The organism is Sphingomonas sp. PvP018, assembly GCF_017876865.1.
GTDB lineage: Bacteria > Pseudomonadota > Alphaproteobacteria > Sphingomonadales > Sphingomonadaceae > Sphingomonas > Sphingomonas aerolata.
In genome coordinates, this window is the sequence record NZ_JAGIOU010000001.1 from 1,885,645 (window position 1) to 1,909,242 (window position 23,598).

24 protein-coding genes and 1 tRNA gene are annotated in these 23,598 nt (G+C 67.5%); 12 read left to right on the plus strand and 13 right to left on the minus strand.

The genetic code is table 11. From position 1 onward, the window contains the following. Positions 1–39: 39 nt before the first annotated feature. From J3A66_RS08205 to J3A66_RS08215, 3 genes are all read right to left on the minus strand, one after another. Positions 40–306, minus strand: coding sequence for a 3TM-type holin (locus tag J3A66_RS08205; RefSeq protein WP_209568184.1), 267 nt, complete (start codon positions 304–306; stop codon positions 40–42). A gap of 32 nt (positions 307–338) precedes the next feature. Next, positions 339–875, minus strand: coding sequence for a glycosyl hydrolase 108 family protein (locus J3A66_RS08210; RefSeq protein WP_209568186.1), 537 nt, complete (start codon positions 873–875; stop codon positions 339–341). A gap of 175 nt (positions 876–1,050) precedes the next feature. Then, the gene (locus J3A66_RS08215; protein ID WP_056409275.1) at positions 1,051–1,236 is read right to left on the minus strand and encodes a DUF4169 family protein; all 186 of its coding nucleotides are present in this window, start codon (positions 1,234–1,236) and stop codon (positions 1,051–1,053) included. On the opposite strand from J3A66_RS08215, the gene J3A66_RS08220 reads away from it, so the two are divergent. Beyond that, positions 1,235–1,753: a DUF3617 domain-containing protein gene (locus tag J3A66_RS08220; RefSeq protein WP_209568187.1), complete on the plus strand. Its 519-nt coding sequence runs from the start codon at positions 1,235–1,237 to the stop codon at positions 1,751–1,753. The two genes, J3A66_RS08215 and J3A66_RS08220, sit on opposite strands and share 2 nt — an antisense overlap. Positions 1,754–1,828: 75 nt before the next feature. Here J3A66_RS08220 and J3A66_RS08225 read toward each other — a convergent pair. Next, positions 1,829–1,905 (minus strand) — tRNA-Pro (locus tag J3A66_RS08225). Positions 1,906–2,105: 200 nt separating this feature from the next. Between J3A66_RS08225 and yajC the strand changes: the two genes are divergently transcribed. Genes yajC through J3A66_RS08245 form a run of 4 tightly spaced genes read left to right on the plus strand, consistent with a single transcriptional unit; the run spans position 2,106 to position 5,424 of the window. Then, on the plus strand, positions 2,106–2,444 hold the full coding sequence (yajC, locus tag J3A66_RS08230) for a preprotein translocase subunit YajC (protein ID WP_031441219.1): 339 nt from the start codon (positions 2,106–2,108) through the stop codon (positions 2,442–2,444). Further along, complete coding sequence (gene secD, locus J3A66_RS08235) at positions 2,444–4,048, plus strand: protein translocase subunit SecD (RefSeq protein WP_056409036.1); 1,605 nt, start codon at positions 2,444–2,446, stop codon at positions 4,046–4,048. The genes yajC and secD overlap by 1 nt, the downstream gene beginning before the upstream one ends. 16 nt (positions 4,049–4,064) lie before the next feature. Then, entirely contained in the window at positions 4,065–5,030 is a 966-nt protein-coding gene (gene secF, locus J3A66_RS08240; RefSeq protein WP_031441217.1) for a protein translocase subunit SecF, read from the plus strand. A gap of 25 nt (positions 5,031–5,055) precedes the next feature. Continuing rightward, on the plus strand, positions 5,056–5,424 hold the full coding sequence (locus tag J3A66_RS08245) for an Mth938-like domain-containing protein (protein WP_209570441.1): 369 nt from the start codon (positions 5,056–5,058) through the stop codon (positions 5,422–5,424). A 27-nt stretch (positions 5,425–5,451) separates the two neighbouring features. On the opposite strand, the gene J3A66_RS08250 is transcribed toward J3A66_RS08245, so the two are convergent. From J3A66_RS08250 to J3A66_RS08260, 3 genes are all read right to left on the minus strand, one after another. Further along, positions 5,452–6,633, minus strand: coding sequence for a glycosyltransferase (locus J3A66_RS08250; protein ID WP_209568189.1), 1,182 nt, complete (start codon positions 6,631–6,633; stop codon positions 5,452–5,454). A gap of 43 nt (positions 6,634–6,676) precedes the next feature. Continuing rightward, positions 6,677–7,159, minus strand: a complete 483-nt coding sequence (locus J3A66_RS08255) for a hemerythrin domain-containing protein (protein WP_056409029.1) — start codon at positions 7,157–7,159, stop codon at positions 6,677–6,679. Between the two features lie 77 nt (positions 7,160–7,236). Further along, complete coding sequence (locus tag J3A66_RS08260; protein WP_209568191.1) at positions 7,237–8,244, minus strand: class 1 fructose-bisphosphatase; 1,008 nt, start codon at positions 8,242–8,244, stop codon at positions 7,237–7,239. 170 nt (positions 8,245–8,414) lie between these two features. On the opposite strand from J3A66_RS08260, the gene J3A66_RS08265 reads away from it, so the two are divergent. From J3A66_RS08265 to J3A66_RS08275, 3 genes are read left to right on the plus strand one after another with little or no spacing between them, the layout of a single operon-like run. Next, positions 8,415–9,539: an 8-amino-7-oxononanoate synthase gene (locus J3A66_RS08265; protein WP_209568194.1), complete on the plus strand. Its 1,125-nt coding sequence runs from the start codon at positions 8,415–8,417 to the stop codon at positions 9,537–9,539. Further along, positions 9,536–10,159: a dethiobiotin synthase gene (gene bioD, locus J3A66_RS08270; RefSeq protein WP_209568195.1), complete on the plus strand. Its 624-nt coding sequence runs from the start codon at positions 9,536–9,538 to the stop codon at positions 10,157–10,159. The genes J3A66_RS08265 and bioD overlap by 4 nt, the downstream gene beginning before the upstream one ends. After that, complete coding sequence (locus J3A66_RS08275; protein ID WP_209568197.1) at positions 10,156–11,406, plus strand: adenosylmethionine--8-amino-7-oxononanoate transaminase; 1,251 nt, start codon at positions 10,156–10,158, stop codon at positions 11,404–11,406. The genes bioD and J3A66_RS08275 overlap by 4 nt, the downstream gene beginning before the upstream one ends. On the opposite strand, the gene J3A66_RS08280 is transcribed toward J3A66_RS08275, so the two are convergent. Next, on the minus strand, positions 11,403–12,065 hold the full coding sequence (locus tag J3A66_RS08280; RefSeq protein ID WP_209568199.1) for a sulfite oxidase-like oxidoreductase: 663 nt from the start codon (positions 12,063–12,065) through the stop codon (positions 11,403–11,405). The genes J3A66_RS08275 and J3A66_RS08280 overlap by 4 nt on opposite strands. Before the next feature lie 98 nt (positions 12,066–12,163). On the opposite strand from J3A66_RS08280, the gene J3A66_RS08285 reads away from it, so the two are divergent. Further along, positions 12,164–13,264 carry a glycosyl transferase gene (locus J3A66_RS08285; protein WP_209568200.1) on the plus strand — a complete coding sequence of 367 codons (1,101 nt, stop codon included), beginning with the start codon at positions 12,164–12,166 and terminating at the stop codon, positions 13,262–13,264. Positions 13,265–13,349: 85 nt separating this feature from the next. Further along, entirely contained in the window at positions 13,350–14,519 is a 1,170-nt protein-coding gene (locus tag J3A66_RS08290) for an aspartyl/asparaginyl beta-hydroxylase domain-containing protein (RefSeq protein ID WP_245336731.1), read from the plus strand. 18 nt (positions 14,520–14,537) lie between these two features. Here J3A66_RS08290 and J3A66_RS08295 read toward each other — a convergent pair whose 3' ends face one another. Genes J3A66_RS08295 through J3A66_RS08305 form a run of 3 tightly spaced genes read right to left on the minus strand, consistent with a single transcriptional unit; the run spans position 14,538 to position 16,842 of the window. Next, positions 14,538–15,143 (minus strand): energy transducer TonB, encoded by a 606-nt coding sequence (locus J3A66_RS08295; RefSeq protein ID WP_209568202.1) that lies wholly within the window; start codon positions 15,141–15,143, stop codon positions 14,538–14,540. A 51-nt stretch (positions 15,144–15,194) separates the two neighbouring features. Continuing rightward, complete coding sequence (locus J3A66_RS08300; protein ID WP_348634017.1) at positions 15,195–16,523, minus strand: aspartyl/asparaginyl beta-hydroxylase domain-containing protein; 1,329 nt, start codon at positions 16,521–16,523, stop codon at positions 15,195–15,197. After that, positions 16,498–16,842 carry a hypothetical protein gene (locus tag J3A66_RS08305; RefSeq protein ID WP_209568204.1) on the minus strand — a complete coding sequence of 115 codons (345 nt, stop codon included), beginning with the start codon at positions 16,840–16,842 and terminating at the stop codon, positions 16,498–16,500. The genes J3A66_RS08300 and J3A66_RS08305 overlap by 26 nt, the downstream gene beginning before the upstream one ends. Positions 16,843–16,935: 93 nt before the next feature. Between J3A66_RS08305 and J3A66_RS08310 the strand changes: the two genes are divergently transcribed. After that, complete coding sequence (locus tag J3A66_RS08310; protein ID WP_245336732.1) at positions 16,936–17,997, plus strand: hypothetical protein; 1,062 nt, start codon at positions 16,936–16,938, stop codon at positions 17,995–17,997. 107 nt (positions 17,998–18,104) lie between these two features. On the opposite strand, the gene J3A66_RS08315 is transcribed toward J3A66_RS08310, so the two are convergent. Next, positions 18,105–21,230 carry a TonB-dependent receptor gene (locus tag J3A66_RS08315; protein ID WP_209568206.1) on the minus strand — a complete coding sequence of 1,042 codons (3,126 nt, stop codon included), beginning with the start codon at positions 21,228–21,230 and terminating at the stop codon, positions 18,105–18,107. Between the two features lie 221 nt (positions 21,231–21,451). Between J3A66_RS08315 and J3A66_RS08320 the strand changes: the two genes are divergently transcribed. Beyond that, the gene (locus tag J3A66_RS08320; protein ID WP_209568208.1) at positions 21,452–21,991 is read left to right on the plus strand and encodes a hypothetical protein; all 540 of its coding nucleotides are present in this window, start codon (positions 21,452–21,454) and stop codon (positions 21,989–21,991) included. Between the two features lie 65 nt (positions 21,992–22,056). Here the strand turns inward: J3A66_RS08320 and J3A66_RS08325 are convergent, their stop codons facing one another. Beyond that, on the minus strand, positions 22,057–23,544 hold the full coding sequence (locus tag J3A66_RS08325; protein WP_209568210.1) for a glycosyltransferase family 39 protein: 1,488 nt from the start codon (positions 23,542–23,544) through the stop codon (positions 22,057–22,059). Between the last annotated feature and the right edge of the window lie 54 nt (positions 23,545–23,598).

Below are 23,598 nucleotides of genomic sequence, written 5' to 3' on the forward strand. Positions count from 1 at the left end.
CCCCGAACGCCACGCGCGCCGCTCCGATACCAGCCCCGCTCACCGCCGCTTCCCCCACTCACGCGCCGCGGTATACCCCAGATACCCCGTCCCGAAGAGCGCGTAGAGCGGCTCGGGGATCGCCCCCAGATACGCCCCCACGCCCGCCGCGATCGCCTGCGCCGCCGCCGGCCGCACCGCCGCGAGCAGCCCCACCGGGATCGCCCCCAGCAGCAACGCGTACATCACGTACAGGAACCCCGGCCGCGCCCGCGTCACCCACGGATCGACCGGCACGGCCTCCCCCTCCTCAACGCCTCTCGTCATGACACCCCCTTGGAAAGATGGCGCTTTCCGCCTCACGCCCGGTTGGCGAGCCAGCCATAGAGAAACGCCTCGTTCGCCGGCCGCCGCTCCGCCAGCGCGACATAGCGTTCGCCCTGCAGCGCCTCGATCGCCTTCAGCAGCACCGCCTCGCCCCCCGCGCCGCGCCGCTTGAGGAACCCCGCCAGCGCCGCCAGCGTCCCCGCCCCGATCCGGCCATCGACGACAAGGTCGGGATAATCGCTCGCCCCGCGATTGAGTGCGTTCAGCGCGCGCTGCAGGAACCCACTCGCGACCGCCGGCCCCATATTCACCCCGGTATCAAACAATTCGCCCGCAATATCCGGCGCGAGTCGGCCAACCTCCTCATATCCGGGGTCAATCCAGTAAGCCTGCCGATAGATCGCGACCGCCGCCGCGCGCGGAAACACCCGCATGTCCCCCGCAAACCCATGCGCCCGCGCCACCGCCTGCGTAATCCCGAACCGCGTCGCCCCCCCGCGATCCGCCGGATGATCGCCGTACCCGCCTTCACGATCGATCACCGCCTCGATCAGCCCACCGATCTCCATCCCCGATCCCCCCGATTCGCCGCACACCATATAACCATATAGGTTAGTGAAAAGCAAGATCAGCGGCACAAATGGTAAAAGACGAACACCACTCCCATCCGTCATCCTGACGAAAGTCAGGATCCAGAGCCAAGCAAACCCACCCCCTGGTCACCCGGCAACCCACTCCCAAACCTCAGCTTTCCTCCCCATCAAGCCGAGCCCCATCCAGCACCCGCTCCCCCCGCGCCCGCTCCTCAGCATCCCGCGCGCGCTCCGCCTTGGTCCGCCCGAACGCCGCGCGGTTCGCGTCCGCCACCACCCCCGCCTCGCGCCGCACCCGCGCTTTGCGCGCCCGCCGCAAATTGATGATCTCGCCCATGAAAACCCCTGTCACACCGCTTGCCAGCACCCCGCCGGCGCTACAGACTGCCCCTCCTATGCGCCATCCCGTCCTGCTGTCCGCCCTTCTCCTGCTTCCCGCCGCCGCGTCGGTGCAGGCGCTGCCGCCCGGCGCCTGGGCGATCACCTCGACCGCGGTCGAGCTCGTCATTCCGGGGGCGCCGGGGTTCATCCTGCGGATGATGCGCGGAAAATCGAAGACCGAGCGCAAATGCCTGCCGCCCGAACAGGCGTCGTCGGGCGTCGCCGCGCTGTTCGTCCCAAAGCCCGAGGCGCGCTGCACCGTCGAGCGCGCGCAGTTCTCAGGCGGCCGGATCGACCACGTCATGACCTGTCCGCAGAAAAAGGGGGCGCCGATGCGGATCGTCCGCGCGGGCAGCTATGGCGCGACCGGCTTTACCGCGCGGATGACGATGACCGGCGAGACCGACAAGGGCGCGATGCGGATCGTCGCGGACCAGGTCGCGGCGCGCACCGGTCCTGTCTGCAAACGCTGACGCCAGGATCTGAAATGGCATGATATTTCGTGCCCGGGAGCGGCATCGCCTCTGGCGGCCGGCTCCGGAAATTTCTGGTCGGGGCGACAGGATTCGAACCTGCGACCCCCACACCCCCAGTGTGATGCGCTACCAGGCTGCGCTACGCCCCGACCGAAGGGCGCGCATTATGCGGATGTTGCGCGCGATGCAAGCACGCGATTGCGGCAAAGCCCATAATCGTCCGTCTCATCGCGGCCCGGCCACGCTTCACCGGCGCACATTGGTTGCGCGGGGCGGCAACCGGTGATAGCGGCATCGCCCATGCGAGCGCGGGCGTATGGCGCCTGCCCACCAGCCAAAACGGGACTCCATGTTCATTTCCCCAGCATATGCGCAGGCCGCCGGCGAGACGGCGACATCGGGCGGCATCGCCTCGTTCCTGAGCCTCGCGCCGCTCTTCCTCGTCTTCATCGTCTTCTATTTCCTGATGATCCGTCCGCAGCAAAAGCGGATGAAGGCGCTCCAGGCGTCGGTCGCGGCGGTGAAGAAGAATGACAGCGTCGTCACAGCCGGCGGCATCATCGGCAAGGTGACCAAGGTCGAGGACGCGTTCGTCGAGGTCGAGATCGCGCCCAACACCCGCGTCCGCGTCGTCAAGGCGACGCTCACCGACATCACCAGCCCGAACACGAAGCCGGCGAACGACTGATGTTGGATTTCCCCCGCTGGAAGGTCGCGTCGATCATCGGCCTGCTGGCCGTGCTCTGCGCGCTTGCGATCCCGAGCTTCTTCTCCGAATCGACGACCAGCAAGTGGGGGGCGATTCCGCATAAGCGGATCAACCTGGGTCTCGATCTGGCGGGCGGCAGCTATCTGCTGCTCGAGGCGGACACCGCCGATCTCGCCAATTCGCGGATCGAGGCGATGCGCGACAGCATCGCGGGCACGATGCGCAACGGCACGCCGCGGATCGCGATCGGCGATATTTCGGTGCGTGGCGGGCAGCTTAGCTTCCTGCTCCGCGATCCGAGCCAGGTCGATGCCGCGCGCGAGCGGCTGCTCTCGATCACCGGCGGTGGCGCCGGGATGAGCGGCCAGCGCGAATGGGACATCAACGTCGTCGACACGAGCCGGTTCGTGCTCAAGCCGACCGAGGCCGGGCTCCAGCAGGCGATTGACACCGCGATGAAGGACGCGACCGAAGTCGTCCGCCGCCGCATCGACGAACTCGGCACCAAGGAGCCGACGATCGTCCGCCAGGGCGCGACGCGTATCGTCGTCCAGGTGCCGGGCCTGCAGAATCCGCAGGCGCTCAAGAACCTGCTCGGCAAGACCGCAAAGCTCGAATTCAAGCTGGTCGACGAGACCGCGAACCCCGCCGATCTCGTCAAGGGCATCGCCCCCGTCGGCAGCCAGGTCATTCCTTACCCCGGCAATCCGCAGGGTATTCCGTTCATCGCGGTCAAGCGATCGGTGATCATCTCGGGCGATCAGCTCGCCGATGCCCGCCAGGAGTTCGAGCCACAGACCAACGCGCCGCAGGTGGCGATCACCTTCGACGCGGTCGGTGGCCGACGTTTTGCCAAGGTCACGCAGGAGAACACGAACAAGCCGTTCGCGATCATCCTCGACAATTCGGTGATCTCCGCGCCCAACATCAACGAGCCGATCCTCGGTGGCCGCGCCTCGATCTCGGGGAATTTCACGGTCGAGTCGGCCAATTCGCTCGCCATCTCGCTGCGGTCGGGCAAGCTGCCGATCAATCTGAAGATCATCGCAGAGAGCACCGTCAGCCCCGATCTCGGCAAGGATTCGATCCGCGCCGGCGTGCTGGCCAGCATCGTCGCGGCGCTCGCGGTGATCGTGTTCATGTTCGTGACCTATGGCCGGTTCGGCCTTTATGCGAACCTCGCGGTGGTCATCAACATCCTCGTGATCGTCGCGGTCATGGCGATGCTCAACGCGACGCTGACGCTGCCCGGCATCGCCGGCTTCGTGCTGACGATCGGTACCGCGGTCGACGCCAACGTGCTGATCAACGAGCGTATTCGCGAGGAACGCCGCCGCGGACGCAACATCGTCCAGGCGGTCGAGCTCGGCTATAAGGAGGCGTCGCGCACGATCTTCGAGGCCAACGTCACGCACGCGATCACCGGCGTGATCATGCTCCTGCTGGGCTCGGGCCCGGTCAAGGGCTTTGCGGTCGTGCTGCTGATCGGCATCTGCACCAGCGTGTTCACCGCGGTGACCTTCACGCGGATGCTCGTGGCGCTCTGGCTGCGCAAGAACCGCCCCACCACGATCAATATTTGAGGCGGGAGACATCATCATGCGCCTGCTGAAACTCGTACCCGACAACACCAACCTGAAGTTCGTCTCGCTCCGCAAATGGGCGTTCGGGCTGACCATCCTCCTGTCGCTTGCCGCCGTCGGGCTGGTCTTCGCCAAGGGTCTGAACATGGGCGTCGACTTTGTCGGCGGCGTCCTGATCGAGGAGCGGTTTGCGACTCCGCCGTCGATCGACGCGGTCCGTACCGAGGTCGATCGCCTCGGCGTCGGCGAAGCCTCGATCCAGTCCTTCGCCGATCCGACCGTGCTGTCGATCCGTCTGCCGATCCCCGAAAGCACCGACGAGGGTGCGACCAACGCGCTCGTCAAGAAGGTTGCCGACGATCTGGCGGTCAAGTTCCCGGGCGCGACCTTCTCGAAATACGACACGATCTCGGGCAAGGTTTCGGACGAGCTGATCAGCAAGGGGCTGCTCGCGGTCGGGCTCGCCATCCTCGGCATCGGCCTGTTCGCGGTGGTCCGCTTCGAATGGCAGTTCGGCGTGTCGACCGTCGTCGCGATCGTCCACGACCTGTTGATGACGCTCGGTTTCTTCGCGCTGACGCAGTTCGAATTCGACCTCAACATCGTCGCGGCGGTGCTGACGATCGTGTCCTATTCGATCAACGACAAGATCGTGATCGACGACCGTATCCGCGAGAATATGCGCCGCTATCGCAAGATGGACATGCGCGAGATCATCGATCTGTCGGTGAACGAGACGCTGCCGCGCACCGTCATGACCTCGGTCACGATCCTGCTCGCGCTGACCGCGATGCTGGTGCTCGGCGGCCATGTGCTGCGCGGCTTCACCGCTGCGATGATCCTCGGCATCGTCGTCGGCACCTATTCGTCGATCTACGTGTCGTCGTCGCTGCTCATCACGCTCGGCCTGCGCGCCGAGCCGGAGGGCCGCAAGGGCGACCGCGACGACGCCGAGCGCGTGGGTCCGAAGGCCGGCCGCTGATGCGCGGCGGGCCCAGCGCGTGAGGATGGACAAGGAAAAGACCGACGGGCCGATGATCTCGGCGATCGGTCACGGCGGGTTCCGGGTCGACGACGGCTATTACACCGCGCTGCTGATCACCCCGTCGCGCGCCGACGGCTGGTCCCCGCCGCCGTTCGAGGCACTGGGCGCGGACGATGTCGCCAGCGTCCTCGCGCTGTCACCGAAGCCCGAATTCCTGCTGCTCGGCACCGGATCGCAGCTGCGCCAGCCCGCCGCCGCCTTCCGCCGCGCGGTCGAGGCGCAGGGCGTCGGGATCGAGGCGATGGACAGCCGCGCCGCCGCGCGCGCCTGGGCCGTGCTCCGCGGCGAAGGCCGCTGGATCGCCGCCGCGCTCTACCCGCTCGAAGGCTGAGGCTTTTCAGGTATTTGGTGGGGCGCGCTAGGCCCCGCCCCCGACCAGCCCCGCCAGATGCGCGAACAGCGCGGCGCTGTTGGTCTCCCAGGTAAATCGCGCCGCGACACGCCGCGTCGCCTCTCTGGCCGGCGGTGCCGCCAGGATCCCCGCGATCGCCGCACCGAACGCCGCCGCGTCGCGCGGCACGATTCGGCCCGCCTCGTCCGACGTGACCACTTCGCCTGCACCGCCCGCATCGGTGATCACGATCGGCGTCCCGCAGGCGAGCGCCTCGACCCACGCATTCGCCAGCCCTTCGGACGCCGATGCCAGCGCCATCACATCGGCCGTCGCGACCAGCCGCGGAATCGCCTCATGCGCGACGCTGCCGAGCAGCCGGACCCTGTCCCCCACGCCCAGCGCGCGGATCAGCGCCTCCAGCCGCGCCCGGTCGCCCCCCTCGCCCGCGATCCTCAGCGAGACACCCGGCAGGCGCGCGACCGCCTCGATCACCACGTCATGTCCCTTGCGCGGGATCAGCGCCCCGACCGACAGCACCATCGGCCCCGTCACGCCGAGCCGCGCCGCCTCGGCCGCACGCGCCGCCGCGTCGATCGGGCGGAACCGCGCCTGATCGACCCCGGTATGATGCACCCGGATCCGTGCCGCCGGCATCCCCATCGCGATCATGTCCGCCCGCATCGCCGCGCTGACCGCGAGCAGCCCGTCCGCCGCGCAGCCCGCACGCCGGATCTGCTCGCGTGTGCCGGCCGCGCAACCCCAGTGATGAATATCCGCCCCGCGCGCCTTGATCGACACGGGTACGCCATAGCGTCGCCCGAGCGCGACCGCGGCGACGCCGTCGGGAAAGAAGAACGACGCATCAATGACGTCGAACGGAAAATCCGGCCGCACGGCGTCGAGCACCGGGATCAGCGCGCGGGTCAGCGCCGCGGCATGCCACCGCCCCCCGGTCGCAGGGATCGTCGTGAACCGCGGCCGCTGCACGCCCACCCCGCGCCACGTCTCTTCGAGCGGTAGCTGCGCGAGCGGCGCAAAACGCGGCATGAGGCGCAGCGGCCCGGGCGGCAGGCCGATCGGTGCGATGACACGCAGATCGACCCCCGGATGCGCTGCGAGCCCCAGCGTCTGCCGCTCGACGAAGACGCCGAAATTGGGCCGGCTTGCATCGGGAAACAGCGTGGACAGGGTCAGGACGCGCATCATGGCCCTTGGTATCGCCGCCGGGTTAAGAACCCTGTCGCTGCGATTATTGCAGGTCGACCGGCCCGGTCGCGATCACCCCCGCGCGCAACGCATCGTCGTACAACAGCGCGCTTTCGCGCTGCACCTGATGCGTCAGCCGCGCGAGCATCGCTTCGGCCTCGCCGCGGAATTCGTACCAGTCCGCAGGCTCGATCGTCGGCAGCCAGTGCGCGATGAACACCCGCCATTCGCGCCGCAGCGCGTCGAGTTCGGCGGCCATGACCGCGACCGTCTCGGGCGAATAGTCCGCCTCGGTCGCGATCGCGGTCAGGTCGATCACCTCGTCCTCGACGCCCAGATGGTCCGCGACCAGCACCGCGAGCTCGAGCAGCTTGCGCGACGCCGCCGCGCAATTATGCCCGCGCCGCTGCAATAGCGCGACGAGGTCGGCGCAGCGTTCGGCGATACGGTCATGATCGTCGATAAGGCGTCGCCACGACGTCCGGTCGTCACGCTGTTCGGCGAGTCTTTGTGAGGTGACTTCCATCGAATTTCTCCCCTTTTCAACGCGCGCCCTCGTCCGTCATGCCCCAACCCCCGACCGCCGGCGGGTGACGATGCGCGCTACTCCCGATAGGCGGTGGTTATCGCTTCGACCTCGGCCGGATCGCCCATGATCAGGCCGATCCGCTGGTGCAGGCTGCTCGGCTCGATCGACAGGATGCGCTGCTCGCCATCGGTGGCGGCACCCCCTGCCTGCTCCATCAGCATCGCCATTGGATTGCCCTCGTACATGAGCCGCAGCTTGCCGACCTTGCCCGGCTGGCGGACGTCACGCGGGTACAGGAACACGCCGCCGCGCTTGAGAATGCGGTGCGCGTCGGCGACCATCGATCCGGTCCAGCGCATGTTGTAATCGGTGCCGATCGGCCCGTCCTTGCCAGCGATCCGCTCGTCGATGAACCGCGTCACCTCGGGCGACCATTGCCGCGCATTCGACGTGTTGATCGCGAATTCGCGCTTGCCGCCGGGCATGCGGATATTGGTGTCGGTCATCACCCACGACCCGATCTCGCGGTCGAGCGTGAACTCGTGCACGCCAGCGCCGACCGTCAGCACCAGGATCGTCTGCGGACCATAGACCGCATAACCTGCCGCGACCTGGGCCTGCCCGGCCTGGAGGAAGTCCTGCTCGGACACATCGGCGCCCGACGCGGTCTCGGCCGCGCGCAGGACCGAAAAGATCGTGCCGACCGACAGATCGACGTCGATGTTGCTCGACCCGTCGATCGGATCGAACAGCAGCAGATATTCACCCTTGGGATAGCGATTGGGGACGAGGTGGATCGTCTCCATCTCCTCCGACGCCATCGCCGCCAGATGCCCGCCCCACTCGTTCGCCTCGAGCAGCATCTCGTTCGCGATCACGTCGAGCTTCTTCTGCACCTCGCCCTGGACGTTCTCGCTCTCGAGGCTGCCGAGCACGCCGCCCAGCGCCCCCTTGCCGATCGCATGGCTGATCGCCTTGCACGACCGCGCGACGACCTCGATCAGCAGGCGCAGCTGCGGCTGCAGCGTGCCGGCCTCGCGTTGCTGTTCGATCAGGAACTGGGTCAGCGTCTTGCGCTTCATGGGCAGGGTACCTTCGACCGGAATGGAGAATGCAATCGTGGTTAGCCAAGCCGATCCTGCTATACCATAGGAGAGAAATGCCCGATCCGACCGAACGATCCCTCTTTATGACGGGGTGTTTCGGCCAACCGGCTCGCGCTGGCGCGGCATTGCCGTTAGAGGCTGCCGCGATGTCCGCGTTCGACCAGCATCATCGCGACCTCTCCGCACTTGCCACGGCAACGCGTCGCCGCGCGCTGATCGCGCGGCAAGGGGTTGATTTCGCCTCCAATGACTATCTCGCGCTCGGCCAGAGCGGGCGGATCGCCGCGGCCGTCGCGGCCGCGCTGGAACGCGGCGTCGCGGTCGGTTCGGGCGGATCGCGGCTGCTCCGCGGCAACGATCCCGAACATATCCTGCTCGAAACCGAGGCGGCGGCGTTCTTCGGTGCGGAGGCGGCGTTGTACTTCTCGACCGGGTACGCCGCCAACGCCGCGCTGTTCGCGACGCTGCCGCAGACCGGCGACCTCGTCGTCCACGACGCGCTGATCCATGCGAGCGCGCATGAGGGGATGCGGCTCGGCCGTGCGGAGACGGTCTCGGCAGCGCATAACGACGTCACCGCCTTTGCCGATGCGATCGCGCAGTGGCGCCGGGCGGGCGGCACCGGTCGGCCCTGGATCGCGGTCGAAAGCCTCTACAGCATGGACGGCGACCGCGCGCCGCTCGACGATCTCGTCGCGCTCGCCGAGGCGCATGACGGCGTCGTGCTGATCGACGAGGCGCATGCCACCGGCGTATTCGGCGACGATGGCCGCGGCCTCGCCGGGCATCTGGAGGGACGGCCCGACATCGTTACCTTACGCACCTGCGGCAAAGCGATGGGGTGCGAGGGCGCGCTGGTCTGCGGCCCCGAAGTTGTCCGCGACTTCCTCGTCAACCGCGCGCGCGCGTTCATCTTCTCGACCGCACCCTCGCCGTTGATGGCGAGCGCCGCGCGCGCAAGCCTCCAGATCCTCGCCGACGAACCCGAACGCCGCACCGCCCTGCGCGCGCTCATCGCCACCGCCGAAACCGTGCTCGCGCCGTACGGCGTCGTGCCGACCGGATCGCAGATCCTTCCGCTCGTGCTCGGCGACGATGCGACGACGATGCGCGTCGCGGCGGCGGTCCAGGCGGCAGGGTTCGACGTCCGCGGGATTCGCCCGCCGACCGTGCCCAAGGGCACGTCGCGACTGCGGATCTCGCTCACGCTCAACGTCACCGCACCCCAGATTGCGGGGCTCGGCGACGCGTTGCAAAAGGCCCTGTCATGACCCGTCTCGTCGTTACCGGCACCGACACCGATGTCGGCAAGACCGTCTTTGCCGCCGCGCTCGCGGGCGCGCTCGACGCAAGCTATTGGAAACCCGTCCAGGCCGGGCTCGACGGCGGCAGCGATGCGTCGCGCGTCGCCGCGCTGTCCGGCCTCGCGCGCGAGCGGATCCTCCCCGAGGCCTATCGGCTGACGACGCCCTGCTCGCCCGACCGCGCGGCGACGCTCGACGGCGTGACGATCGACCTCGACCGGCTCGTGCCCCCCGCGCTGCCCGGCCCGCTGGTGATCGAGGGGGCGGGCGGGGTGATGGTGCCGCTGACCGACACCCGCGTCTTCGCCGACCTGTTTGCGCGGTGGCGGCTGCCCGTCGTGATCGTCGCGCGCACCGCGCTCGGCACGATCAACCACAGCCTGTTGTCGATCGAGGCGCTGCGCCACCGCGACGTGCCGATCCTCGGCGTCGCGTTCGTCGGCGACGCGGTCCCGCACAGCGAGGCGGCGATCGTCCGGCTGGGCGACGTGCGGCATCTCGGCCGGCTGCCGATGCTCCCCCGGCTCGACGCCGCCGCGCTCAGTGCCGCCTTCGCCGCCAGTTTCCGGTTCGAGGATTTCCGATGACGTCGCCGATCTGGCATCCCTTCACCCAGCATGGTCTGGGCGACCCGATCCCCCGCATCGTCCGGACCGAGGGGGCGGCCCTTCATACCAGCGACGGGCGGCGGATCGTCGACGCGATCTCGTCCTGGTGGGTGACGACGCATGGCCACCGCCATCCCCGGATCATGGCCGCGATCGCCGAGGAGGCGGGGCGGATGGACCAGATCATCTTCGCCGGCTGGACGCACGAGCCCGCCGAAACGCTCGCACGTGGCCTCGTCGCGATCATGCCCGAGGCGCTGCGCCACGTCTTCTTCTCCGATTCCGGTTCGACCGCGGTCGAGGTCGCGCTGAAGATGGCGCTCGGTTACTGGCGCAACCGCGACGAACCGCGCGACCGGATCCTGGTGCTCGAACACAGCTATCACGGCGACACGATCGGGACGATGTCGGTCGGTGAACGCGGTGTCTACAACCGCGCCTATGCGCCGTTGCTGTTCGACGTCGGCACCATCCCCTTCCCGCACCCCGGCGCCGAACAGGCCACGCTCGACGCGCTCGAGGCAGCATGCCGCGCCGCGCCCGCCGCGTTCATCGTCGAACCGCTCGTGCTCGGCGCGGGCGGCATGCTGATCTATCCGCCGCACGTGCTCGCCGAGATGCGCGCGATCTGCGCCCGTCACGCCGTGCTGTTCATCGCCGACGAGGTGATGACCGGCTGGGGCCGTACCGGCACGCTGCTCGCCTGCGAGCAGGCCGGCGTCGTGCCCGACATCCTGTGCCTGTCCAAGGGCTTGACCGGCGGCGCGGTCCCGCTCGCGGTGACGATGGCGACCGCGGAGATCTTCGACGCGCATGTGTCCGACGATCGCGCGCGGATGTTCTTCCACTCCTCGAGTTACACCGCCAACCCGATCGCCTGCGCCGCCGCCAACGCGAACCTCGCGATCTGGCGCGACGAGCCGGTGCACGACAGGATCGCGACCCTCGGCGCACGACAGGCGGCGCATCTCGACCGCATCGCCCGCCTGCCCGGCGTGACCAACCCGCGCCGCATCGGTACGATCGCCGCGGTCGACCTGCAGGTCGGCGATCGCGGCTATCTGTCGGATCTCGGCCCGAAACTGCTGCGCTTCTTCACCGCATACGACCTGTTGCTGCGACCGCTCGGCAACACCGTCTACGTCATGCCGCCCTATTGCATCGACGAGCCCGACCTCGACGCGATCTATGCCGCGATCGAGGAGGCGTGCGCGACCCTGCTCTAGTCCTGGCTGTAGCGTTCCTCGGCCCAGGGGTCGCCGCGCCGGTGATAGCCATTGACCTCCCAGAAGCCCGGCTTGTCCGCGCCAAGGAATTCAATCCGCGAAATCCACTTCGCGCTTTTCCAGAAATAGAGATGCGGGATGACGAGGCGGACCGGGCCGCCATGCTCGCGGGTCAGCGGCTTGTCCTGCCAGCTGTGCACAAGCAGCGCGTCCGCCGCGGCGAAATCGGCCAGTGGGACATTGGTGGTGTAGCCGTCATAGCCGTGCAGCGTCAGGAACGCCGCCGCATCCCCCGGGCCGACATGGTCGAGCAGGTCGCGCGTCGTCACACCCGACCAGTCATTGTCGTAGCGCGACCAGGTCGTGACGCAGTGAATGTCCGACCGCACCGCGGTCTGCGGCAACGCTATGAACCCCGCCCAGTCGAGCGTCACCGGCCGCTCGACCATCCCGTCGATCGTCAGCCGCCACCGCTCGCGCGCGATATCGGGCTGCTTGCCGAGATCGAGCACCGGCCAGTCGCGGACCAGATGCTGCCCCGGTGGCAGGCGGTCGCCCTCCGCGCGGTCCGTCGCTCCCGTCAGGAACTTGCCCTCGCTTGCCCAGCGTTGCTTCGACCGCGTCAGCTTGGTCGGTTCGGACCTGTCATCATCGCTCATGCGGAACAGACTAGGCGGCTTGCGGCGACGGGGCCACCGTCGATTTCCCGGGGGATTTCCCAGGGGATTTCACGCTGCAGAGCGGGTATCCCCCGATAATGCCTCAACCGATCACCTTCTATGTCGGCCATCAGGGCCGCGGCCATGCCAATCGCGCGATGGCGATCATCGACGCGTTGCCCGCCGGCCGCGCCGTCACGATCCTGACCGCACGCCCCGCGCTGTTCGACGGGTTCGCGCGCGCCGTCACGCTGGTGCCCCTGCCCGACGAGGGCGCGGCCAGTGACAGCCCCCCGCCGGCGCTCGCGGCGCAGCCGACCCCCGACATCCTCCACCGCGCACCGATCGGCGACGCGGCGATCCGCGCGACGATGCGGACGATCCTCGACCATCTCGACACGGTCGATCCCGCGCTGTTCGTGGTCGACGTCTCCGCCGAGATCGCGCTGCTGGCCCGCATCGCCAGCGTCCCCGCGATCGGGATCCGGATGCACGGCAACCGCGGCGATGCCGCGCATCTCGCCGGCTATCGCGCCTGTGTCGGCCTGCTCGCGCCCTTCGACGAAGCGCTCGAACAGCCCGAGACCCCTGACTGGATCCGCGCCATGACCCATTATGCGGGCGGGCTGTGCACCGCGCGGGACGTCGTGCCGGGCAAGACGGAGGCGCGGGCGATGCTCGGCCTCTCCCCCGACCGCGAGATCGTCGTCGTGCTGACCGGCGGCGGCGGCGCAGGCACGCCCTATGCGCCGCTGACCATGGCCGCGCGCGCACTGCCAGAGACCGACTGGCTAGTGCTCGGCCCCGTTCAGCGCGAAGGCCATGAGACCGATTTCGGCAATCTCCACCTGCGCGGCTGGGTCTCGACGATCACCGCGCACATCGCCGCGGCCGACGTCGTCGTCGCCTCCAGTGGCGATACCATCGTCCACGAAATCGCGCGGGTCGGCCGCCCCTATGTCTGCGCGCCCGAATGGCGCTATTTCGACGAACAGATGCGCAAGGCCGAACGCCTGGCCGAACTCGGCGCAGCGATCCTGGTGCCAAGCTGGCCCGGCGCATCGACCCCGTGGCGCGGCCTGCTCGACGCCGCCAAGGCGCTCGATCCCACAGCGCTCGCAACCCTCCACACCCCCACCGCCGCCGCCAGCGCCGCGGACTATCTCGACCGGCTCGCCACCGATCTCTGGACACGCTGAACCGGCACCCCCGGAATGGAAGACAGGCGGGTCCGATCCGGACGTTTTTAGCTGTATCCGGCTCATTGCCAGGCTAGCCTGCGTCATGCACCTGACCCGGCCACAGGCCGACTCGCTCGCCCGTGAGGGCATGACCGCGCTGCGCAACGGCCACGCCGCCGTCGCCTATGAAAAGCTGTCGCTGTTGCGCGACGGCGCGCCGGGCATGCCCGCGCCCTGGTTCCTGATCGCGCAGGCGGCGCAGGCGCTCGGGCGCGACGACGAGGCCGACGACGCGCTCGTCCGCTTTCTCGCGACCGAGCCCCGGCATCTCGGCGCGCTGCTGACGATGGCGGCGCTGAAGCGTCGTCGTAGTGACGATCGTGCGGCGGAGTCCTTCTATCGCACCGCGCTGTCGGTTGCCTCCCAGCCGGGTGCGACCATCGCCCCCGCGCTCGTCCCCCTGCTTCGGGTTGGCGAGACCTTCCTGACCGAAGTCGCCGGCCGTTTCTCGGCCCATCTCGACGCGGCCCTCAAGGACATGCCGCGCGTGGCGGGTCCCCGGATCCATCACGCGCTCGACCTGCTGCTCGGCCGGAGCGAGCTCTATCTGCAGCAACCCTCGATGTTCTATTTCCCGGGCCTGGCGCAGCGCGCCTATTTCGAGCGCGACGGGTTTGACTGGGTCGCCCCGATCGAAGCGGCGACCGGCGCGATCCGCGCCGAACTCGACGCGGTGCTCGCGGCCGGACAGGGCTTTGCACCCTATGTGCAGACGATGGCCGGTCGACCACCGCCCGCAAACCCGCTGCTCGACGATCCGGGCTGGGGCGCCTTTCACCTCTGGCGTGGTGGCGTGCCGGTCGAGCCCAATGCGACGATGTGCCCGAACACGATGGCCGCGCTGTCGCTGGCGCCGATCCCCGTCATTCCCGGCAGGTCACCGATGGCGATCTTCTCGCGGCTGACCCCGGGCACGCATATCCGCCCGCATCACGGCATGCTCAACACGCGGCTGATCTGCCACCTCCCCCTGATCGCCCCTGACGGATGCGCGCTGCGCGTCGGGTCCGAGACGCGGCCGTGGCGCGACGGCAGGATGCTGATATTCGACGATTCTTTCGAGCACGAGGCGTGGAACCGGGGGACGCAGACCCGGATCGTCCTGCTGTTCGAAGTCTGGCGTCCCGAACTGACCGCAACCGAACGCGACGCGCTGACCGACATATTCGCCGCGATCGACCGGTATCAGGGTCCCGTGGTCGATACCGGCTAAACGCGGCCGGCGTGTCGATCAGTCGCCCGGCATCGCACGGGTATGCATCTCGCGGGTTTCGTCCTGCGCCAGTTCATACTGGCGTCGCCATTCCGCCTTGGTCAGGCAGATGCGCTGGCTCGCGACCAGCGAGCCCGTCCTCGCCTGCGCACGACAGATCTTCTTCTCCGGCAACGGCCCCGCGGTTGCTGATGCGGTCGTGGGTCGGACACCCGCAGGCAGCGTCCAAACGACTTGCCCCTCCTGCCGGGTCGTCGGCCCGCCGCCGCCCGGTGCGACATAGGCCGCAATCTGCGCGTGCGAGAACAGGAAGTCGCACGTCGCCTCGTCGAGCGACGCAAAGCCGCTGCTCTTCGAAACCGCACATTCGCGCAACCGCCCCTGCCGATCGACGGTGACGCTGATCCCGACGGTTCCCTGCTCACCGCGACGCAGCGCTCCGCGCGGATAATTGGCGAGCTGAACCCGTGCATTCTTTTCCCGGAGCGCCTGCAGCGCGGGATCGTCTGCAGATGCAGTGGAGACGGGTGCGATTTGCGCCCCGACGGCCGATAGGCCGACCATACCCCCGACGAGCATGATGACCCACGCCCCCCGGCTTGCCCATGACAGCGTCGTCCGCATAGTTTCGTCTCCCAGCCAGTATTTCACCACCGCAGCCTCGCGCGGGCAAGCTCAATCCACCACGTCGCCCGCCATGCCCAGCCGCGCGCCGAGCGTCCCGAACATCCGCCGCATCATCGCGATTTCGCTCGTTGTGAGATGCGGGTTCCAGACGTCGACGATCAGGACGGCGCGAATCTCGTCGCTGTCGTTCCACGCCTCATGCTCGATCGTGTCGTCAAACACGAACGCCTCACCGACGCGCCACGCTCGGGTCTCGCCACCGACCCGAAAGCCGCATCGGTCGGGAACGATCAGGGGGAGATGCACGACGGACCGGATATTGCTGACCCCCGTATGCGGCGGCAGCCGCGTGCCGGGCTTGAGGACCGAGAAGAAGGCGGACGGCCCGCGGCCGGGAATGTCCGCCAACGGCAGCGTCTCCAGCATCGCCGCGGTTTGCGGGCACCGCGTGCACACCGCATCGTCGCGCACGCCATACCGCCACAGATATCGGGCGCTCCACAGATCCGACCCGTCGAGCGGGGTCCACCGGTTCGGCGGCGTGCCCGGCGTCATCGCGACATAGGGCGCGAAGCCCGATGCCCCATCGGCAAGAAGGTTTTCCAGCTCTGCGCGGATCGCCGGCGTGGCCGCTTCGAACGCGGCCAGCCAGGGAAAATGACGCCGCGGGAAGAATTCGTCCGCGGGCAGGAATGGAAAATGCAGCCCATGGGGTACCGGCGCATGGATCGCCCGACGACCGAGCATCGCATCGATACAGACGTCGATGCGACGTCGGTCGTCCGCGGCCGCATCCTCCCGCAACGGTGCAAGCGCCGTATCGATGGCATCGGACAGTGCACGTGTATGCTGCGCGATCCTATCAGAGGCACGGACGAGGAGCTGGCTCAACGCCGGCGACCGCTCGGGGAGCGACTGAACGATCGTGGCCACCCCACCCCAGCGAAACGCCGCCGCCGCAGTGTTACCGACGCGGTCCTGCAGTTCGGCCAGCCGGACGTTCGCCATCAGATTGCGCTGGTCGAGCGCAAGTGCGCGTTCGAGCGCGGTCTGTTCCCCCACGCTGTCGCCGAGCCCGCGATAGGCGCTCGCCAGGTTCATCCACAGCGGCGACGCGGCAGGGTCAGCCGTCGTCGCGCGCGCGAAATAGCCGACTGCCATGCCATCGCCCCGCGCCAACGCGTCGAGGCCCAGCGCGTTGAGCGCAACAGGATGTTCGGGCGCAATGACGAGTACGTCGTGAAAGGCGGCGCAGGCCCGCGCACCGTCGCCGGCACGCTGCGCGGTTTCGGCGGCTTGCAACAACATCTCCAGCGACGGCCCCGGCTGCTGGCGCATCACCGGGGCGCCGTTATTGCGCACCGCTGCGTGCGGCACGTTCGACCATATCCTGTCCCGCGGCACGTCCCGCCTGCGCGATCTGGTCCCATTCCGCGCGGGTGTGGCATTCGCGTCGCGTCTCGATCAGCGATCCCGACGGCGCCGATCGCTTGCAGATCCGACGCTCGGCCGGCGGTGTCGCGGCCGGTGGCGCCTCATCGCGCTGCGCCATCGCCGCACCGGCCGCTGCCATAGTGACCGCGGACGGCGCCGCCACGATCAGCGACACCGCGGCGAGACCCGATCGGACCGCCGATCCATACCATGTCGTCCGCATCATGATGCCGCTCCGCAATGCATTTCCAAGACGCATCATGACGGGTCCTTTCAGTTTCGCAACGATATTTTGGCCGATTCGGACGTACCAAGATCGGTGGCGGTCGGGACCATGATATGCGATCCCGATGCCATGACCCGTCCGACCCGCCCGCCCGCCCCCGCCCGGGAATCCGCCACGTCCGTCGGCGCACAGATCGGCGATCCGTGCTGGCTGGCCCATCGTTACGATCCGGACCATGATGCGGTGCATTTCATCGCGGCGGACCGGGCGCAGCGTGGCGTGGCGACCTTCCTCACCGACGAGTATCTGCCGTCGTCGGCCACGCCGATCGTGGTGCCACGCCGCGACGCCGTCGCGGCCGCCCCGCCCGCTGCATCGGTTCATTTCATTTTCCACTCGGCCTATTGCTGTTCGACGATGCTGGCGCAGGCACTCGACATGCCGGGCTTCGCCACCGCGCTGAAAGAGCCGGTAATTCTCAACGATCTCGTCGGCTGGCGTCACCGCGGCGGTCATCCCGCGCGCGTCGGTGAGGTCCTCGATGCGACGCTGAGACTGCTTGGCCGCGCCTTCGAGCCCGGCGAGGCCGTGGTGATCAAGCCCTCCAACGTCGTCAACGCCCTCGCGCCGGCGATGCTGGCGATGCGGCAACAGGCTCGCGCCGTGCTGCTCTACGCGCCGTTGCGCATCTATCTGACGTCGATCGCACGAAAGGGCATGTGGGGCCGGCTTTGGGTGCGCGAGCTTCTCGCCAAACAGCTCGCCGACGGCATCGTCGATCTGGGCCTCACGCCCGAGGACATCTTTAGGCTGACCGATCTGCAGGCGGCGGCGGTAGGGTGGATCGCGCAGGCCGATCTGTTCGCTGGCTTGGTGGCCCGCTTTCCGGACCGCGTCAGAACGTTGCAGAGCGAAACCCTGCTCGCGAACCCCTTCGCCGCGGTGACTGCCCTGGCACGATTCTATACACTGCCCGACGATCCGGCGACCGTGCAGGCGCTGCTCGACGGCCCTGCCTTTGCGCGCAATGCCAAGGACGGCAAGACCTATGGCGCGGCGGACAGGGCACGCGAGCACGAGACCGGCGCGGCACTCCACGCCGACGAGATCGACAAGGTGGTCATCTGGGCAGAGGCGGTCGCACGCACCGCCGGCGTCGCGCTTGATCCCCCGGCGCCCCTGCTGGGCTAGGCGCTCGTCCCACCACCACGCGCAGCCGATAGTTTCGCGGTCGAGCCCGAACAAAAAAAGGGGCGGTTCCGAAGAACCGCCCCATTCAAGACCGAGATGGCCTGACCCTAGAAATGCAGGTTCGCACCGATCGCAAAGCGGCGGCCCAGTGCGTCATACGTCGACGGATAGGTGTTGCCGCTGTTGAAGCTGGTCGAACCCACCGTGGACCCAACGAGCGGCGGCTGCTTGTCGAACACATTCTGGACCGTGACGGTCAGGTCGAAATTCTCGGCAATGCCGATCCGCGTCGACAGGTCGATATAGTCGTAGGACGGGATCCGCGTGAAATCCGCAGACTGGCCGGCAAGAGCGCCACCGGTGAGCGTACCGCTGAACGCCGCCCCGTTGCCGTTGACGACATCGTCCGGCTCCTGCTGGACGTTATCGATGTGACGCCACAGCACCGACACGTCGATATTGTCGACGAAGGTGAACGTCGCACGGGTGTTCCAGGTGAATTCGGGCTGGATCGAGCCCGAGCCCCCCGCCGCGGCGCTGGCCGCGCCGCCGCAGTTGACCGAATAATAGCCGATGCACTCACGATTGATGAGGCCCGGTGCGGCCTGGAAGGTCGCGGAGTTCGACCAGTTGCCCTGGAACGACAGGCCCAGTTTGACACCCTGAGTCAGCGGCGTGCGATAGTTGATCGCAAGATCGATACCGTCGGTCTTGACGGTGCCAAGGTTCGAGATTGCAGCCAGCAGGCCGCGCGTGGTTGCCGGATCGCCGTCGAGTCCGCCCGTGACCGGGTTTCGCGAAATCGCGAGGCAGGCCGGGCTGGTGGCGCTCGCCGCGGTGATGGTGTCGAAGCAGTTGGAGATGATATCGCCCGGCGCGAACTGCGAAATCGCGCCCTTGATCTTGATGTTGTAGTAATCGACGTTGATCGAAAGGCCGGGAATGATCTGCTGCGGCTGGATGACGAGGCCGAGCGTGTAGCTGTCCGACTTTTCCGGACGCAGGTCGAGGTTACCGCCGGACGTGATGTTCGCCTGACCCGCAGTCGGAACCGCAATGAGACCGATGGTCGAGGCCGGTGCACCCTGCGCAAGGCAGACGGCGCGCAGATTGGCATCGTTGACCGGCGCTGCACCGGCGCAACGATCGGTCGCCAGGTTGGTCAGACCCGTATTCACCGGCGAGAACAGCTCGCTGATCGTCGGTGCGCGGACTGCACGCTGATAGCTGCCGCGAACCTTCAGGCCCGTGACAGGCTCCCAGCTGCCGCCGCCCTTGTAGGTGGTCGTGTTATACGAGGGCGAGTTGGCCGCGAAGACCTTGTAGTGCGAGTAGCGGACGCCCGCTTCGAGCGTCAGGCTCTGGAAGAACGGACGATCCTGGACGAGCGGTGCGATGAGCTCGCCAAAGCCTTCGCTGACTTCATAGCCACCGTCGATGTTCGGCGCGGCGCCACCGGCGCCACCGAGTTCGCCAGCGGTCTGTGCCAGCGTATCCGAACGCTGCGACGCACGGTACTTGCGATACTCCGCACCGGCCGCGAAACCGATCGAGTCGCTCGCGAACGGCGAGGCAAAGCCGAAATCACCGTTGAGAACCGCGCGGGCCTGCGCCAGCGAGGTACGAACGGTCGTCGTGCTCTCACCCGTGATATACGAGGTCATATCGGGGGTGATCGAACCGTCGGCACCGAAGACGTTGAGCGGAACGCAGCCGGTTCCCGCGTCGATCGCCGCACCGCCGGGCGCACCGCCAAGGCAGCTCGTGGTATTGGTTGCATAGACCGCGGACCGTACGCGCGACGTCAGGACATAGCCCTGCAGCGTCTGCGTATTCTCCGATTCACCGTAACCGCCCGAGACGTCAAGCTTGATACCCTCGGTCAGCCCAACCTTCACGCCGGCACGATAATCGAAGATCGTCGTCTGGAAGTTCGAGATGCGCGGCCCGACCTCGGTCGTCCGGCGCGACAGGTTTGTCGTGATCGTGCGGAAGTTCGGGTTTGCCGTCGTCACGCCGCCCACGGTGACGGTAGGGCTGGTCGCGGCTGCGGCAAGGTCGCACTGCGCCTGCGTGATGCTGGCGGCGGCGCAGAACTGATTCCGCGCACCGGCCGGCAGGTAGGGGTTCGACAACGGAACAACGATCGACGAGTTGAACACACCCGACGGCGCGATGATCGTGTCGACAGTATTCTTCGAGAACAGGCCGCGCGTATAGATTTCGACGCTGTCCGACACTTCGTAATGGCCGGCGCCATACATGTTGAACCGCTCGAACGGCGTCTGGAAGATGTTGTACGGGTTGAAGTTGAACGGAATGACCGCCGTCGTCAGCGAACCCGTGGCCGGGTTGATCTGGCGACGACCGCCAAGCGTGAAGACCGATGGGACCGTCGTGCCCGAGCCGCTGCTCGCGCCCGAGAACGAGTCGTAATTCTGCACCGAATAGTCGCGCTCGCCCTGATAGACGGGATCCGACTGCTGGTACCCGACCGAGAAGACCGCGTTACCGCGGCCATCGTCGAAATTGGCGCCGATCGTAATGTCGCCGCGGAAATACGCGCCATCGCCACGCTCGGTGATCTGGTTCGAAACCGAGGCGTCGATGCCCGAGAAATCCGACCGCGTGATGAAGTTGACGACGCCCGAAACGGCGTCTGCGCCGTAGGTGGTCGCGGCGCCGCCGGTCAGCGTGTCGACCCGCTCGACCAGTGCGAGCGGGATGTTGTTGAGATCGACGCGACCGAGCAGACCCGAGGGTGCAATGCGGTTGCCGTCGAGCAGGACGACGTTGCGGAACGAGCCGAGGCCGCGAAGATCGACATAGGACGCGCCGCCATTGCCGTTGTTGACGGCTGAACCGATGCTCGGCGTCGCACCTGGCAGCGTGCGCAGAATGTCTTCGGCGGTGTTCGACTGGCGAAGCTTGATTTCCTCCTGGCCGATGACAGTCACCGGCGATGAGGCGATCAGCGCGGGGTTCTTGATCAGCGAGCCGGTGACGACGATGTCACCCTGGCTGTTCTCCGTGCTCGGCGCGGCTTCCGACGTCGTCATGCCGACTTCGCCCTGGGCGTTGGCGCCCGGCGTGGTCGACTGAGTCGCGGTCGCGCCCCCGGCGCGAATCCCCGAATTGTCCCCCTGGACCTGCGCAAGGGCTGGAGTGGCGAACGTCGTCGCCCCCATCAGCAACGTGGTCGCAAGCAAATGGGCGCGAGCTGCAGATGTCATAAATACCCCTTTGTCGCCGGTGAATGCACCGTGCATTTTCTCCGGTTTTTCCGGTTCTGGTCACGATCTATCCAGCCACGCCATTGCGCTGCAACAATTATCGTCGATTCGGACCTTTTCTCATTTCGTTTGCGACATCACCGTGACATAACCGCAACATAGTGTCGTATGGCGAAACCCGAGGCCGGGTTCCGCCAAGCGAAAGCTCATAAGGCGATCATATGCGAATGTTGTCGGCCATCTCTGTTGCCCTGTCAGCGCTGCTCATCGGCGCGCTGCCGATCGCCCCGGCTGTTGCCGCGCAGGCCAGAGAAGACTCTTCGAAGACATTGGATGCGCTGGCCGCGTGCCGGGACATAACGGCCGATGCAGCCCGGCTTGCCTGCTTCGACACGACCGCCGGGCAGATCGCGCGCGCGCGCCAGGCAGGCGACCTGCTTGCGCTCGACCGTGGCAAGGTTATCGAGCGCAAACGCCAGCAATTCGGCCTTGCCGATGCCGGTCAGAACCCGCTTGGCGGCGGTGAGGCGGATCGCGCCACACGCGTTACGGAGGTGCAGACTACGATCACCACGGCAAAGCCGGCGAGCTATGCGCGGTTCGCGCTGCAACTGGCGAACGGCATGGTCTGGGAAACGATCGAACCGCTCTCGCTGCAACCCCGGCCGGGCACCGCAATCACCATCCGGCAGGCCGGCTTTGGCGGGTTCAAGGCGTCGATCACCGGCGAGCGCGCGATCCTCGTCAAACGCCGCCGCTGAGCCCGGTCGCTATCTTGGGCACCTCGTAAAAAGGTGGCGTCCTGCGGTCGTTAACGGGCTTCAGATCAGGGCCGACATGCTCGGCGCGCCCGCGGGATATCGATCAGCGTCACCGCCGGGGTGGTGTCACGGGTGAGCGGTCGGGCGGTCACCGCCGGATCGTCAAGTATCGGCGGATGAAAGGGTCCCCATTCGACCACCGCGGCGCAACCCCGGTCGCGAATCACCGCAAGCGCGGCGGCGGGCGACAAATGCGTGCCCGAATACAGCCCGTCGGCCCAGCGTTCACGATAGGCCGACTGAACGACGATCGGTCTCGGGCCCTTGAGCTCCGCGTTTGAGCGATAGCGATCAAGCGCCAGCGCGACCGCATCGTCGCCGACGATGACGAGCGCGGGTTTATGGCTTCCGATCAGGGCGACGGCCTGAGGCCAGTGCTCGCGCTCACGGCTGGGCAGCCAGCTCGCCAGGCCGATGGCGCTCAGGCCGAGCAGGATGGCTCCGCTTGCACGGGCGACGGGGGCCGATCTTATGCGCGTCACGCCGAGCGCCACGAGGACCAGCTCGGGTCCGCTCGCCCAGCTCAGCGTGCGCGGCAGGAATATCGGCACCCGCTGGCTGATCGCGAACAGCAGCAGCGGCGCGCCGATCGTCAGGACGGCGAGCAGCCGCACTTCCGGTCGCGCCGCGCGTACCGCACACGCTGCGAGCCCGGCGAACAGGCCGGCCAGCAGCAGCATACCCGCAACCCCCGTCTCATGGGGAAAGAGCGGCAGATAGACCTGTGCGGTCATCGCGACCGCGTCACGCCAGGACGGTGTGGCGATCCACGCGATATTGGTCACGGGCATCGTCATCTGGCGGACGCTGATCATCCCCCACCATCCCCAGCCGGTCAGCACCGCGACGTTCGTCGCCAGCCACCGCGCCTGTGCCCGTCGGTCACTCCGCAGCAGCCAGAGCATTGTCACCCCCGCCAACCCGGCAAACAGAGCGACCGTCGTATGCGTATACAGGCCGATGAGCGTCGCAATGCCGTAGAGGACCAGCCCACCCGGCGCCCGGCGACGCAGATAAAGCACCATCCCGGTGCAGGCGAGCAGCACCGCCAGCTGCGCGAGCGCATAGCCGCGCAGCTGTTGGCTCAGATCCGTGCCCAGCGCGGACAGAGACAGCAGCGCGGCGGCGAGCAGCCCGATCTTCACATCCCCGACCGCTCGCCCTAGCCCGTATGCCGCGCCGATCCCCGCCATCCCGATCCCGATCGGAAGGATCCGCACCGCGACATCATCCTGGCCGACCAGCGTGATCCAGCCCGACAGCATCGTGTAGAACAGTGGTGGGTTGGTCTCGCGCAGCATCCAGCTGCTCCACAGCCGCGACACGGGCTGACGCGCGAATTCGAGCGACGCCAGCTCGTCATACCAGAGCGAATAACCCGCCGTGTGGATGCGGAATGCCGCAACGGCGACGAGCATCAGCGCCAGCATCAGCGGCGCGCGCAGGCGGCCCGCCGCCGCCGGGGAACCACCACGCTGATCGACCCGCTTCACCCGCATCGCCTTTCCCGATCACGCGCGCCCGCACAAGGGGCGGCCTCACCGCAT